The following is a 14344-nucleotide window of genomic DNA, read 5'->3' on the forward strand; positions in this document are numbered from 1 at the left end:
GTTCCCACTTTCGGGAGACATGCTCTAGCTTCCTGTAAGCTGCGACTTTGCAACCGTCTTGACCACCCAGTCGGCAAAGACGCGAAGGCGATTGCTCAGATGCCGGTTGGGTGGATAGACCAGATAGATCGGCATCGGCTCGATCTGCCATTCCTGCAGGACAGGGCGCAAAGTGCCGCTTTCAAGATCCTCGCGCACCATGAACAAAGGGGCCTGCACCACGCCGAGCCCTGCCCGGGCTGCGGCGAGATAGGTGGTCGATTCATTCGCCGCCACGACATAGCGCCCGTTGACCTCGATTTCCTCCGTCCCTTTTTTGAAACGGAATGGCATCTGCTGGCCGGTCGACGGCCGGAAATAGCCGACCACTGTGCAGTTACTGCCGAGATCGGACGGATGGAGCGGCGTCGAGCAACGGTCGAGATATTCCGCCGAAGCACAGGCGATGAAATGCATGTCGCCGATGCGCCGGGCGATCAGCGACTGGTCGGTCAGCTCACCGATGCGAATGGCGCAATCGACATTCTCCGCCACATAATCGACTGGCCGATCCGATACGCCGAGATCGATCTGGATATCGGGGTAACGCTGGTGAAACTCGATCAGCGCCGGAATGATGATGAGATTGGCGACGGCACTTGCCATTTCAACGCGCAGGCGACCTTTGGGCAGAGTCTGAGCACTCGACAGGCTGCCGTCAAGTTCCGCAAGATCGGCCAGCAAACGTGCTGCACGCTCATAGTAAAGCGCGCCGTCCGGTGTTACGAGAACACGGCGGGTCGTACGATTGAGGAGTTTTGTACGCAGATGGGCTTCCAATCCCTGGATGAGATTGCTGATCGTTGCCTTGGGCATATTGAGCGAGGTGGAGGCGCGCGTGAAGTTCCCGGTTTCAACAACCCGGAGGAAAGCACGCATGGCCGAGAGCTGGTCCATCTTCAATAACCGTCATTGTTCGAGATTCTGGACAGTGTAACCAATTATAGGGGACTATTCCAGTTCATAGACAATGATAATATCTAACCATGGCGGTTTGCCGCTGTATATGAAGGCCAGGAAAGATGTGCGAGAAGTTTAGTGTAGAGACAATGCAAGCGGGTAAAACCACTTGCACGGCACGCGTTTATCGTGGCGCCAAATTGCTCTCTCCCCCGCCGGTGATTTTACACCTTCACGGTGGTGCTTTCTCGGTCAACTGCCTTGGTGCCTGCGAACGCGTTGCCGAAACACTTGCCGAGGCGGGTGCGGTGGTCGTGTCGCCGGAATATTCGTCGGCCTGCCTCAACCCGTTCCCGGCGGCGCTTGAGATAGCCTACTCCATTTTGACTTCAATGCGCGAGCGTTGCCCGGAATTTGCGCACAAGAAGTCGATGCTGTTCGTCGCCGGTGAAGAGGCGGGCGGTAATATTGCAGCCGGCGTGGCCCTTATGGCGCGCGATCAGTATCTGACCGATCTCAAGGGCCAGATACTGCTTTCGCCCATGCTCGACCCCTGCCTCGCCACGGCATCTTTCCGCAAATATTGCCCGGAAAGTGCCGTTCAGACGATGTCGGATGGCTGGCAGCATTATCTGGGCGAGTGTTCGGGTTTCACCCACCCCTATGCTGCGCCCGCCCTGTGTACGCGTCTTGCTGGCCTGGCACCCACTTTGCTGGTCACCAGCGCCCAATGTCCGATGCGCGATGAAACGCAGGCCTATGCCGAGCGTCTCCGTCAGGCGGGCGTGAAGGTTCAGTCTCATGTCTTGCCCGGAAAAGCCGGCTGGATACCTGAAAACAAGGTGGCGGGCACTGACTGGTCGCCACAGGAACATACACTTATCGACCTGTTTTCCGACTTCTTCCGGCAGGCAGGTGCAAAGCCAATCGCAGCATAGAGCATGTCTCCCAAAAGTGGGAACCGGTTTTTGGGATAAAGACATGCTTGAAACAATCAGTTTTAAAGTCCTCCCAAGCTTTGATCTGATGCTCACATTGAAGCCGGCCCCCACCGGTTAGAGCGATGCTCTAACCTCCTTTATTGAGGGCATAATCTTATCGATCCCCGTTTCACGCCGGTCGGATTATGCTCTAGGAGATACAACAATGCCATCGATCACAGCCCGCCGGGCCCTTTGGGGCGCCGGCCTGAGTATCCTATTGTCTGCAGCAGGCGGCGGCGCCATTCTCTTCGGCGTGCCACACCTCAAGGCCGATGCTGCAACCGATATTTCCGCTCCACCGCCTGCCGTGCCGGTTTCGGTCGCCAAGGCAGAATCGCGACGCATCGTGAGCTGGGAAGAATTTTCCGGCCGCCTGGAAGCGATTGACCGGGTTGAAATCCGCCCGCGCGTCGGCGGCGCTATCCTGAAAGCCCATTTCCGCGAAGGCGCACTGGTGAAGCAGGGTGACCTGCTCGTCACCATCGATCCCGAACCCTATGCGGCGGCGGTCGAAAAGGCGAAAGCGCAGGTTTCAGCCGAAGAAGCCCGTCTTGCACTGGCTAAGACGGAACTGGAACGCGGGCGCCAGCTCGTGACCACTCGCACGCTTGCCCAGAGCGGTCTCGACCAGCGCTCCAGCGCCTATGACGAGGCGCAGGCAACCTTGCGTTCGGCCAAAGCCGCACTTCGTTCAGCCGAGCTCGATCTTCAATATACCGAAGTACGCGCGCCGATTTCCGGCCGCGTCGGGCGGCTGGAAGTCACGGCAGGCAATCTGGTTGCCGCAAGTTCCGCCTCGCCGGTCCTGACCACACTTGTTTCGGTCGATCCGATCTATGCAAGCTTCAGCGCCAATGAGGAAGTCGTCACCAAAGCGCTTGCCAGACTGGCGACATCGCCGGGCGGCAACGCCATTGAGCGCATTCCGGTTCAGATCGGTACAGCGGCAGATGATGGCACACCAATTTCCGGCCATATCCAGCTCATCAACAATGAAGTCGATGCCACGACCGGCACAATCCGCGTTCGCGCTGCCATCGACAACCCGGATGGCAGGCTCATCCCGGGCCAGTTCGTCCGCATCCGCCTTGGTGAGCCAGATCCGGATCAGAAGCTCGTGGTTAGCGACCGCGCGATCTCTTCCGATCAGGACAAGAAGTTCGTCTTCGTGGTCGGCGCGGATAACAAGGTTGAATACCGGCAGGTGGTTCTCGGTCGCAACTATGACGGCCTGCGCATTGTCGAAAGCGGGTTGAAGCCCGGCGAGAACATCGTCGTCAACGGCCTGCAACGCATTCGTCCGGGCGTGGTCGTCGTGCCGCAACCCGTCACCGAAACACTTGCCAAGAATTGATAGCAACAGTGCGCGCCTGAGCGCGCGCTAACCGCAAATGCTCAGCCTAAGTAACCCGCGAGAACGCATGTTTTCGCGGGCCGGGAGAGTATTTGCCCATCCGCCTAAAGGGGGATAAACAGATGAACTTTTCACGCTTCTTCGTAGACCGCCCGGTCTTCGCTGGCGTTCTGTCGGTCCTGATCTTCGTTGCCGGTCTGATCGGCATGACAGGTCTGCCAATCTCGGAATATCCGGAAGTCGTGCCGCCGCAGATCGTGGTCCGCGCACAATATCCGGGCGCCAATCCAGCCGTTATTTCCGAAACTGTCGCCACGCCGCTTGAAGAACAGATCAACGGCGTCGAGGGTATGCTTTATATGCAGAGCCAGGCGACCGCCGACGGCGTCATGACATTGACCGTCACGTTCGCGCTCGGCACCGATCCTGATCAGGCCCAGCAGCTTGTGCAGAACCGCATTTCGCAGGCCGAGCCACGCCTGCCGGAAGAAGTGCGCACGCTTGGCGTCACAACCGCCAAAAGCTCGCCCGACCTGACACTCGTCGTTCACCTCATCTCGCCCGATGGCCGATATGACGTGAACTATCTGCGCAACTATGCCGTTTTGAACGTCAAGGATCGCATCGCCCGCGTTCCCGGCGTCGGTCAGGTGCAGATATTCGGCGGTGGCGATTATTCGATGCGCGTCTGGTTAGACCCGCAGAAGGCTGCCGAACGTGGACTTTCCGCCAGCGACATCGCCAATGCCATCCGCCAGCAGAATGTTCAGGCCGCCGCCGGTGTTATCGGCGCATCGCCGTCGGTTTCGGGTCTCGATCTCCAGCTTTCCGTCAATGCGCAAGGCCGTCTCCAGACACCGGAGGAATTTGCCAATATTGTCGTGAAATCCGGTAGCGAAGGTGAAATCACCCGGCTGGGCGACGTTGCGCGGGTCGAGATGGGCGCTGCCGATTATTCCCTGCGCTCGCTGCTCGACAACAAGCAGGCAGTTGGCATGGGCGTGTTCCAGGCCCCTGGCTCGAATGCACTTGAGATTTCCGAGAATGTCCATGCCGCCATGGCCGATCTGAAGAAGACCATGCCGGAGGGTGTGGATTTCGACATCGTCTATGACACGACGGGGTTCGTGAAAGCTTCCATCGAGTCGGTTATTCATACCCTGCTCGAAGCCATCGTGCTGGTGGTGATCGTGGTCATCATGTTCCTGCAGACATGGCGCGCCTCCATCATTCCACTGGTTGCCGTTCCCGTCTCCATCGTGGGCACGTTTGCGGTGATGTATGTGTTCGGCTTCTCCATCAACGCGCTCAGCCTCTTCGGCCTTGTGCTTGCCATCGGCATCGTGGTCGATGACGCCATCGTGGTGGTGGAAAATGTCGAGCGCAACATCGAACAGGGACTGTCGCCGGTCGAGGCAACCTATCGCGCCATGCAGGAAGTGTCCGGGCCGATCATCGCCATCGCGCTGGTGCTGGTTGCGGTCTTCGTGCCGCTTGCCTTCATCACCGGCCTGACCGGTCAGTTCTATCGCCAGTTCGCACTGACTATCGCGATCTCGACGGTGATCTCCGCCTTCAACTCGCTGACACTTTCGCCCGCTCTGGCAGCTCTGCTGCTGCGCGGTCATCATGCACCGAAGGACCGTCTGACCCGGATCATGGACAAGGCGTTCGGCTGGTTCTTCCGTGGCTTCAACCGCTTCTTCGGGGCAAGTTCGGAAGCCTATGGACGCGGCGTCGGCGGGATTCTTTCGCGCAAGTCGCTGGTGATGGGTCTCTATGTCGTGCTGCTTGGCGTCACCTTCGTTCTGTTTCGTGCGGTGCCCGGCGGTTTCGTTCCGGCGCAGGACAAGCAGTATCTGATCGGCTTCGCGCAATTGCCGGATGCGGCAACGCTCGACCGTTCGGAAGATGTGATCCGCCGCATGAGCGACATTGCCCTCAAGCATCCGGGCGTGGCCAATGCCATCGCCTTCCCCGGCCTGTCGATCAACGGCTTCACCAACTCGTCGAACTCCGGCATCGTTTTCGTGACGCTGAAGCCGTTCGAGGAGCGCAAGACGCCGGAGCTTTCGGCAAATGCCATCACCATGGATCTGAACCAGCAGTTCGGTGCCATTCAGGATGCTTTCATCGCCATGTTCCCGCCACCACCCGTTCAGGGTCTCGGCACGACTGGCGGCTTCAAGCTCCAGCTTGAGGATCGCAACGGGCTCGGCTTCCGTGCGCTGGACGATGCCACCAAGGCGTTTCTCGCCAAGGCCTATCAGACACCTGAACTGGCCGGTCTCTATTCGAGCTACCAGATCAACGTGCCGCAGCTTTATGCCGATCTTGACCGCACGAAGGCGCGTCAGCTTGGTGTGGCGGTGACCGATGTGTTCGAAACACTACAGATTTATCTGGGTTCGCTCTATGTCAACGACTTCAATGCCTTTGGACGTACCTACAGTGTGCGCATTCAGGCCGATGCGAATTATCGCAGCCATGCCGAGGATATCGGCAAGCTGAAGGTACGCTCGCAGTCGGGCGAGATGATCCCGCTATCGGCTCTTCTGAAGGTGGAGCAGACCGTGGGTGCGGAACGCGCCATCCGTTATAACGGCTTCCTGTCCGCCGATATCAACGGCAACCCGGCCCCCGGATTCTCGTCCGGTCAGGCACAGGCTGCTATCGAACGGATCGCAGAAGAAACCTTGCCTCCAGGCATCGCCTATGAATGGACCGATCTGACCTACCAGCAGATCCTTGCCGGCAGTTCAGGCTTCCTCGTCTTCCCGCTGGCGTTGCTGCTCGTCTATCTGGTTCTGGCTGCACAATATGAAAGCCTTGCCCTGCCGCTGTCGATCATCATGATCGTGCCGATGGGGATCATGGCAGCACTGACCGGCGTCTGGCTGACAGGAGGTGACAACAACGTCTTCACCCAGATCGGCTTGATAGTCCTTGTGGGACTATCGGCGAAGAACGCGATCCTGATCGTGGAATTCGCCCGCGAGCTGGAGCTGTCCGGACGCAGCGTCGTGCAGGCAGCAGTCGAGGCAAGCCGCTTGCGTCTGCGCCCGATCCTGATGACCTCGATGGCCTTTATCATGGGCGTGGTGCCGCTCGTCATATCGACAGGTGCCGGTGCGGAAATGCGCTCGGCCATGGGTATCGCGGTCTTTGCAGGCATGATCGGCGTCACCGCCTTCGGCATCTTCATGACGCCGGTGTTCTATGTGCTGATCCGCAAGCTCTCCGGCGAGCGTCCGCTCAAGCATTCGGGTGCGAAGATAGAAGCACCGCATCTGGCTCCGGGGGAATAACCCGGCGCCTCTCTCTAAAACCGAATAAGGGGGCCGGAGCAATCCGGCCCTTTTTTTCATGCAAGTTGTGGACCGGCATCCCGCCGTCGCGATATCGCCCGAATCTGTTTTTTAAGAAGGGGCTTGTCCGATGCATGAAGGAGAAGATTGTTGCAGAAGCCCGTTTTGCTTGCCCTCGCCCTCGTTGTCACTGCCCTGACTGCCTGTTCCGAAACGACGCCCGGCCCGTCGGCAAGTGCCGCCCCTGCCAAACCGCCTGTTGATCCGACACCCATTACCGGCAACTGGTGCAGCTCCGATGGCCAGCGGTTCTCCATTTCCGGCGAGCGTTTCGACAGCCGCGACCATCAGTGCTCGGTCACGCGGATGAACAATTACGAAGGTACGTTTACCGTCGCCATGTCCTGCACTTCGAATGGCCAGCAGTCGAACGAAAACATCACCATTTCACCCGTCGGCCAGTCGCTGCATATCTCGTTCCTGTCAATGGGCGGCAAGCGCGCTGTAGTGAGCCGCTGCGCTTCCTGAACAAGCCGAAGCACATCAAGGCAAAACCACGATTTGGCGCGGTTTTCGCGCCAAATGCGTTTTCGCGAACAGAACACGCGCAATTTCCGGTCGGAATCTGCGGCGAGCGCATGGCAAAATCAAGGCCAAAACATGGCAAATGGGGTTACCGGGATGATGTGATGCGACAGTGCGATCAGGCTCTGCTAAACTTGCCGTTGCAATGATACATCAAAACTGAAGGGAGACAGACATGAAAGTCGTATTCGTGACTACCGCTGTCCTCGCTCTGTCGGTTACGGCTGCGATGGCAGACTGCACCTATCATAATGCTCAATCCTCCACGAAGATGGAGAAGCCCCAGACAACTGCAAGCATTCAGACAACGGCACCGGAACAGAAATAAACGCCGGAAACCGTTTGAAAGCTGAATTGCCATATCTTCATTTGTGACGATCGTTGCCATGAGCAACAATCGTCACAAATTCTATGGCTAGAACTTCACATTGAATGAAGCGTTGAAGCCGTTTCGCACTGCTCCGTCACCGAACTGTCCCTTGTAACCGGCTGCCAGTGAAGCATTTTCACTGAACTGGAAATTCAGGCCAGCTTCGATCAGGGCAGCATCTTCAGCAATCGGCACACCTGCAACATTGAAAGCATCCGAACCGGTGAATGCATGACGGGCAACGGGCGTAGTGTCTCCGACCGCATGCTGCCAGCCAAGCGTTGCGTGCAATGTTGAGGCGATACCGCCAAGCGTCAGATCGGTCGCGGCTCTCAGACCAAGCGTCGTATATGTGACGTCGTCATTGTCGCTGCCGCTGTGAAGACCGGCAATGCCATCCTCATCATATCCGTCCGTGTGAAGCCGGACATAGGCCAGATTGGCAAAAGGCTCGAAGCTCGCGCGACCCGCCTGCATCTTGTATCCGGCCTCTCCGAACAATTGCAGCGCCCGTGCATCATACGAAGCCTCTTCCGCCGCATTGAAACCGGCAAAGGAAACCGAACGCGCGGTGTCGATATTGTACCAGCTATGGGTTGCACCAAAGCGAAGCCCGATATCGCCTGCCCCGACCTGCCCGACCACAGTTCCGGCATAGGCCCCGAGCGTATAGGTGTCGACGGCAGCGCTTGAGTAACGGCCATCGGCATCGAAGGAAGAATGGCCATAGCCTGCCATCAGGCCGGTGCGCCAGCTGCCGACTGGAGCGTCGGCACCGATGAACATACCGCCTGCCGAACTGGAGAGCTTGGTGGCATTGCGGTCGCTATCATAGGAACCCCAGGCACCATAGCCTTGCAGCCAGAAGGCCGCTTCGGCGGTGTTGGCACAAGCCTGACCGTAAGCTCCGGTGCTGCCTTTACCTGTCCACACCGAATTGCCCGCTTTGCAATCTGCATCGAACGCAGCGCGCAGGCGGTCGCCAATGGCGTCGCGTGCAAAACGGTTTTCGTCAATCAGCGCACCTTTAACGCTGGCGTGGATTTCACCCGAAAGAGCGTCGAAACCTGTGCGCGCTTCATCCGCAGTCAGTCTGACGAGCGCATCGTACACTTCGCCGCTGCCGAGCCCATCGGCAGCGAAAGCCACCGCTTTCTGGTTTCGCGTCTCGCCGACGCTGGCAAAGCCGATGTCGTTGCGCTCAAGACGGAGATCAATCGTCGTCGCACCGTAATTCAGGCTCGGCGTCAGAAACGCCAGATTGCTGTCGATTGACGCAAATGTTCCGCTGATACCGCCCGCCGAAGTCAAGATGGTATAATTGGTCTGCGGCGCCCAGCCGCCATTCTCGCCAATAATCGAAAGACCGCCGGCAAGCTGCGCCGAACCGCCGATGACGAGCGTGCTCGCCTGTCCAGCAGGCGTCGTGTCGATCTGCAGGACGCTGCTTGCAGTCTGCACCAGATTGCCGCCGATGGTCAGCGTTCCAATGGAACCACCGGGACGCAGCACACCGTCATTGGTGACCGATCCGAGAATTGCGCCGTGCCCGCGCAATGTACCGCCTGCCCTGATGGCAACATCGCCGCCCAGAACCGCAGCCGATGGGTCGGCGTCGCCGACCTTGAGCATACCGTTTTCAATGACGGTGGAACCGGTAAAGCTCGCACCGTTGCCGTTGAAAACCAGCATGCCCGAACCCTGCTTCACAAGGCTGCCGCTGCCGGAGAGACTGCCTGCAAAAGCGCCGTCGCCCTGCTGGTCGAAGACAAGCCGCGCATTATTGGTGATATTGCCCTGAAGGCTTCCCGTATCGCCTTGCAAGGTGCCGCCGCTGACGAGCGTTGCGCCACTATGGCTGTTTGCGCCCGACAGGATCAATGTGCCGCTGCCCGATTTGACAAATGCACCGCTGCCCGAAAGGCTGCCTGCAAAGGTGCCGTTGCTCTGCTGGTCGAAGACAAGCTGTGCATTGTTGGTAATATTGCCCTGAAGGCTTCCCGTATCACCTTGCAAGGTGCCGCCGCTGATGAGCGTTCCGCCGCTATAGCTGTTGGCGCCCGACAGAACCAGCGTGCCGTCGCCCGATTTGACCAGAACGCCGCTGCCGGAAAAAGCCTGCGAGACCGTAAAGCGCGCTGCTGCATCGGCGATGTTGAAGCCGCCGCCTCTGCCAGTCATGGTCAGATTGCGGGCCGTTTGCGTGAAGCCGGTTCCGGTGACCTTCAAAGTTCCGCCATCAAGGACGAGATCGCCGCTGGCATTGCCCAGGTTGCTGTCACGGGAGACAGAAAGCGCACCGGCGCTGATCCACGTGTTGCCGCTATAGCTGTTGTCGGCATTGAGAACGAGCGTTCCCGCACCGGTTTTGGCGATGCCATCCGAACCGGCAATGATGGTGTCAACGGTCGCAGTCCATGCCGCGCTCGCTGCCGACGAGGGTCAATGCATCGCCAGCAAGACGATAACCGTCGCTGGCAAACTGCATTCCAAGCGCTTTAACCGCGCCGTCGCTGTTGTCGACCGTCACAACACCCGGCGTTCCGCCGAATAACGCGAAGCCCGGCTGCGGGGTCATAGGTCCCGTAACAGAGCCCTGACTATCCGTCCAGTTCGGCGTGGTGACGGACCATAATCCAGAGCCGCCGCCCATCCGGGTCGAACTTGCGAGCCGGTTTGCGTTCCAGAAATCCAGCTGGAGTCCTGCCATACGGATCAGATTGATCTGCTTGAGCCCGCTTACTATCTGGATAATATTCCCCTGCGCGGAGCTCCCCAGCGCCAAAGATAACCCGCCGTTTGATAAAGTCAGTGCACCATTATAGCTGAACATATTGTAAAGCCCCGGTCCCATACCGCCGCCATCGATGACATTGAGGACAACGCCATCCAGTCTCAGGTCGCCTTCGACCTTTACACTGTCGCTCATGCCAAAAGTCGTAAAATTCGCACCCGGCGCACCAAACTCGAAATCGAGGTAACTGTCCCGCCCGACGGTGAGATCGCCTCCAACCGTCAGTGTGCCCATGCTGGCACCGGGGCTCAAATGACTGCCCGAGGCCAGCAGCAGACTGCCACCAATGCGACCATGTCCGCCAATTGTTGCACCAGAGGCCACCTGCACATTGCCCTGAACCGACGCGGCCGTCCCGCTTGTACCACCTATGATGAGACTACCGGCATTGACATTGGTAAGCCCCGCATAGGTGTTGATGCCGTTGAAAATCTGCTGGCCGCTGCCCTGCTTGACAATGCCTCCAGTGCCGCTGATCGCCCCGGAGAAAATCTGGTTAGCCGAACCACCGAAGGATAGTGTGTGGGCACCGAGCGCGACAGCCGTTCCATAAACGCCGCTCAATGCACCTATGGTCTGGTTAGCGACCGCCCCGCTGATGTCGAAGCTGGCGCCCGGCGCAACCAGATTAACGTCACCGCCAGCCGCAAGCGAGCCCCCGCCGCCGATTGCCAGCGTGCCTGCATTGATCGTCGTGCCGCCGGTATAGGTGTTTGTTCCGATAAGGGTTTGTGTGCCGCTGCCTTGCTTGATAATGCCGCCGGCGCTCCCAATCGTTCCGCCAAAAGTCAGATTGCCCGCACTACCCAATGTCAGCCCGCCGGAGCCAAGTAAAACGCTTGTACCCGCAACACCGCTCAATGCACCGAGGGTCTGGCTACCGGCCGCACGGATGTCGAGGGCCGCACCGGGATTTATGAGACTGACCGCACTGGAGCTTGCAAGCGACCCTCCAGTGCCGATCTCGAGGGTACCCGCATTAATCGTCGTACCGCCGGTATAAGTGTTGGAACCGTTCAACGTCAGCGTGGCGGCGCCGTTTTTGACCAAACCACCGACGCCAGCGATTACTCCGCTCAGACTTGTATCGTTGGAGCCATCCAGAGCGAGGGTTGCACCATTAGCCAGATTTATGTTGTTACCGAGGCTAAGAGACGTACTTCCGTCAAGCTCCGCATTCCCGCTGACATTAATGCTGCCGGGGCCGAATGCGTCGCTACTACCGGCAACTATTTTGCCCCCGGCAAGGCCCGTGCCGCCGGAGAACGTATTCACGCCATTGAGCGTGAGTGTGCCGGAACCGCTTTTGTTGAGCGCTCCAGTGCCAAAAACAGAACCGTTCAAAGTAAGATTATTCGAACCCGTGACGTTCATCTCGCGTGTGATTTGGATCGCGTTGGTTAGCGTCACCCCTCCCGTCGACGTCGATATATCCCCGCCAGAAAACGTGAGCAGGCCGCTGCCGAGAGATGCAGCGTTATCGATGTTCACCGCAGCGCCGTCGGCAATGATCGCATCAGTGGCACCCGATACCCCTGATATCGTCCAGTATCCGCTTTGAATATTGAGGTGGCTAAAATTGATGTACTTGCTGATATCGATTGTGCCAAGGCCGCCCCCCCTTTGCTGAAGGGTCAATATATTGTTCCCGCCCAAGCCCCCATCGACATATCCAGTAGCGGCGAAACCGACACCGCCGACGCCTGAAGCTACAGCCGCAGCAGTGCCACCGCCGAGATTGACGGATGAACCTGTTTCGGCGATGAACTCATTGGTACTGCCTGCCCCGAGCGACACACTGCCATTAATGGTTCCGGAGTTTGTGAATGTGTTGCCCGATACGAACGACGAGTTAAACCCGATGCGGCCAGTGATGGTTCCGGAATTTTCGAAACGAACCGTCGCGCCGCCATAGACAGCAATAGCAGCGGCATCGACTGGTTGTATCGATGACCCCAAGACAGGCCTCGATCCGATTGTGCCAGAGTTGGAAATATTGGTTACGCCGCCAACACCGTTTTGCGCCTGAAGCGCCAGGCCGCCAAGACCAGTAATCGCGCCCGGCGCTCCATAGAGAGAACCACTATTGGTGATCGTCTGAGTGCTGCCGGCGGCATTTCTGACCATAAGCCCTGTGGATTCAATGCTCAACGACCCCAAAAGAGATGGATCGATCACACCCTGGTTGTTCACCGTACTCCCGGTACCCGATAGCGACAGCGCGGTCCCACCATCGCCTAATAGTACGCCAATACTCGCACCAGGCTGCACATTGACCGTTAGATTGCTCAAGCTGTTTGCAAAAAACGGGGCTAAAGCGTGTCGCGTCTAAGCGGATTCAGAGTTTCGCTTTTGTGTGATCTATGATTCACTTTGCCCATGGAAGGAGACGCGCCATGGGCAAGCCGCATCCGATCGAGTTGCGTGAGCGTGTCGTTGCGTTTGTGAATGAAGGCAATAGTAACCGGGAAACCGCGCGGCATTTCCGCGTTTCGCCTCGGTTCGTCAACAACATGATGATCCTGCACCGGTCATCTGGTTCTCTTGCCGCTGCTAAACAAGGCCATCCGCCCGGCAGCAAACTATCAGCCCATTGTGAATGGATCAGTGAGCGCGTGGCGGCCCAGGGTGAAGTGACCTTGGATGAATTGTGTGTCGAACTCGCAGAGCGTGGTATTGAAGTGCACCGCGCGACAGTTGGTCGGTTTCTGCACGGGCTTGGGCTGAGCAATAAAAAAAAGCCTCAAGGCAAGCGAACAGCGCAGGCCGCAGATCGCCAGGGCGCGTGATCTATGGATCAATCGCCGAAAGCCATTTTTCAACAAAGCCTTGTCGCGGCTCGTTTTTATCGATGAGACTTCAACAAACACGCGCCTGACAAAACGCACCGGATGGTCGGCCAGAGGCAGCCGTTTTGTCGGCTATGCTCCGTTCGGTCACTGGAAAACCCAGACCTTCATTGCTGGCCTGCGATGCCACGGCCTGACCGCGCCATGGATCGTCAATGCACCAATGAACAGCCGCATCTTCGAAACATGGATCGAAACACAGCTTGCGCCGACACTCTCGCCCGGCGACATCGTCATCCTCGACAATGTCGGCTTCCATAAAAGCGAGCGAGCCGACCTCTTAGTCAAGGCTAAAGGCGCCTGGCTGCTTTTCTTGCCACCTTACTCGCCAGACCTGAACCCCATCGAAATGGCTTTCTCAAAGCTCAAGGCACTTCTACGAAAGCGAGCAGCTCGTAACTTCGATGCCATCACGAAAGCCCTCGGCGATATCATTAGCCTATTCTCCGTTCATGAATGCAGAAACTTCTTCAAAGCTGCGGGTTATGAGGTTGAATAGATGCGACACGCTTTAGCGGATTTGCAGCACCTGTGCAGGTCACAGTCGACCCGCTCGTCGTACATGCCGCATAAGCCACGGAGGGGACGCCAAGCCCCGCTATTGCTGTCGTCATCAACAATATGGACTTGTGACGCAATACGCCTGTCATGTGAATCCCCCCGGAGCCCGCCTGCAATGCATAGATTTTTACTGGACAACGCGAATGCGCATCACCGCTTCTACAATGCGTATTACAGAAACAAAAGATGAAAATCTCAATTTCTTGGGAGGAATATTGGAGTTTCTTGAAGCACCTCCACACTGTACTTGCAACCCAAAGATGCAATCTAAGAATTATGAACAGTCGTCACACGTGGCGAGGGAAATAGTTGTATCTTCAGTGAAGGGCAAAAAAAAGCGCGCCCTTCAGATGAAGGACGCGAAAGAGGTGCAAGCTCGCTCTGATCGAGGAACCCGAACGGCAGGTTCTTAGGCTCGACCAGATGCCAGCCGGCCATTCTTATCCAGAAAGCAATTGATCAATGCAGGATCGGTTTATTCGTAGCTCGAAACATTTCTTCGAGAATAACCGTTATCGCCGCTTCCGCGCTATCCAGACTGGTTGGCTGCCTATCGACCCCGACTCCCCGCGGTCGATAAGCAGCCCCCGCCCAATTTTGC

Annotated in this window: 10 protein-coding genes and 1 pseudogene; 7 read left to right on the plus strand and 4 right to left on the minus strand. The window is 57.8% G+C overall.

Translation table 11 applies throughout. The features are described from left to right. Positions 1-24: 24 nt before the first annotated feature. Positions 25-936 carry a LysR family transcriptional regulator gene (locus CQZ93_RS23350; RefSeq protein WP_105544903.1) on the minus strand — a complete coding sequence of 304 codons (912 nt, stop codon included), beginning with the start codon at positions 934-936 and terminating at the stop codon, positions 25-27. Between the two features lie 125 nt (positions 937-1061). Between CQZ93_RS23350 and CQZ93_RS23355 the strand changes: the two genes are divergently transcribed. From CQZ93_RS23355 to CQZ93_RS26730, 5 genes are all read left to right on the plus strand, one after another. Further along, positions 1062-1877 carry an alpha/beta hydrolase gene (locus tag CQZ93_RS23355; protein ID WP_105544904.1) on the plus strand — a complete coding sequence of 272 codons (816 nt, stop codon included), beginning with the start codon at positions 1062-1064 and terminating at the stop codon, positions 1875-1877. A gap of 208 nt (positions 1878-2085) precedes the next feature. Continuing rightward, positions 2086-3276: an efflux RND transporter periplasmic adaptor subunit gene (locus tag CQZ93_RS23360; RefSeq protein WP_105544905.1), complete on the plus strand. Its 1191-nt coding sequence runs from the start codon at positions 2086-2088 to the stop codon at positions 3274-3276. 122 nt (positions 3277-3398) lie between these two features. After that, positions 3399-6584: an efflux RND transporter permease subunit gene (locus CQZ93_RS23365; RefSeq protein WP_105544906.1), complete on the plus strand. Its 3186-nt coding sequence runs from the start codon at positions 3399-3401 to the stop codon at positions 6582-6584. A gap of 150 nt (positions 6585-6734) precedes the next feature. After that, entirely contained in the window at positions 6735-7112 is a 378-nt protein-coding gene (locus CQZ93_RS23370) for a hypothetical protein (RefSeq protein WP_105544907.1), read from the plus strand. 232 nt (positions 7113-7344) lie between these two features. Next, positions 7345-7497 carry a hypothetical protein gene (locus tag CQZ93_RS26730; RefSeq protein ID WP_181153457.1) on the plus strand — a complete coding sequence of 51 codons (153 nt, stop codon included), beginning with the start codon at positions 7345-7347 and terminating at the stop codon, positions 7495-7497. Between the two features lie 87 nt (positions 7498-7584). Here CQZ93_RS26730 and CQZ93_RS23375 read toward each other — a convergent pair whose 3' ends face one another. From CQZ93_RS23375 to CQZ93_RS23385, 3 genes and pseudogenes are all read right to left on the minus strand, one after another. After that, entirely contained in the window at positions 7585-9768 is a 2184-nt protein-coding gene (locus tag CQZ93_RS23375; RefSeq protein WP_105544908.1) for an autotransporter outer membrane beta-barrel domain-containing protein, read from the minus strand. A 66-nt stretch (positions 9769-9834) separates the two neighbouring features. Further along, a pseudogene (locus tag CQZ93_RS27300) lies at positions 9835-9936 on the minus strand (autotransporter-associated beta strand repeat-containing protein); the annotation flags it as partial. A 4-nt stretch (positions 9937-9940) separates the two neighbouring features. Further along, positions 9941-12625, minus strand: a complete 2685-nt coding sequence (locus tag CQZ93_RS23385; RefSeq protein WP_146114481.1) for a beta strand repeat-containing protein — start codon at positions 12623-12625, stop codon at positions 9941-9943. A 104-nt stretch (positions 12626-12729) separates the two neighbouring features. Here CQZ93_RS23385 and CQZ93_RS27055 point away from each other — a divergent pair, with 104 nt between their 5' ends. After that, entirely contained in the window at positions 12730-13122 is a 393-nt protein-coding gene (locus tag CQZ93_RS27055) for a helix-turn-helix domain-containing protein (protein ID WP_286154086.1), read from the plus strand. A 40-nt stretch (positions 13123-13162) separates the two neighbouring features. Next, entirely contained in the window at positions 13163-13681 is a 519-nt protein-coding gene (locus CQZ93_RS27060) for an IS630 family transposase (protein WP_286154087.1), read from the plus strand. Positions 13682-14344: the final 663 nt, after the last annotated feature.

This window comes from Ochrobactrum vermis (assembly GCF_002975205.1).
Taxonomy (GTDB): Bacteria; Pseudomonadota; Alphaproteobacteria; order Rhizobiales; family Rhizobiaceae; genus Brucella; species Brucella vermis.

What these genes read in the sequence shown, in the direction of transcription:
- CQZ93_RS23350 (WP_105544903.1), bottom strand. Translation starts at nt 936, where the DNA reads ATGGACCAGCTCTCGGCCATGCGTGCTTTCCTCCGGGTTGTTGAAACC.
- CQZ93_RS23355 (WP_105544904.1), top strand. Translation starts at nt 1,062, where the DNA reads ATGTGCGAGAAGTTTAGTGTAGAGACAATGCAAGCGGGTAAAACCACT.
- CQZ93_RS23360 (WP_105544905.1), top strand. Translation starts at nt 2,086, where the DNA reads ATGCCATCGATCACAGCCCGCCGGGCCCTTTGGGGCGCCGGCCTGAGT.
- CQZ93_RS23365 (WP_105544906.1), top strand. Translation starts at nt 3,399, where the DNA reads ATGAACTTTTCACGCTTCTTCGTAGACCGCCCGGTCTTCGCTGGCGTT.
- CQZ93_RS26730 (WP_181153457.1), top strand. Translation starts at nt 7,345, where the DNA reads ATGAAAGTCGTATTCGTGACTACCGCTGTCCTCGCTCTGTCGGTTACG.
- CQZ93_RS27055 (WP_286154086.1), top strand. Translation starts at nt 12,730, where the DNA reads ATGGGCAAGCCGCATCCGATCGAGTTGCGTGAGCGTGTCGTTGCGTTT.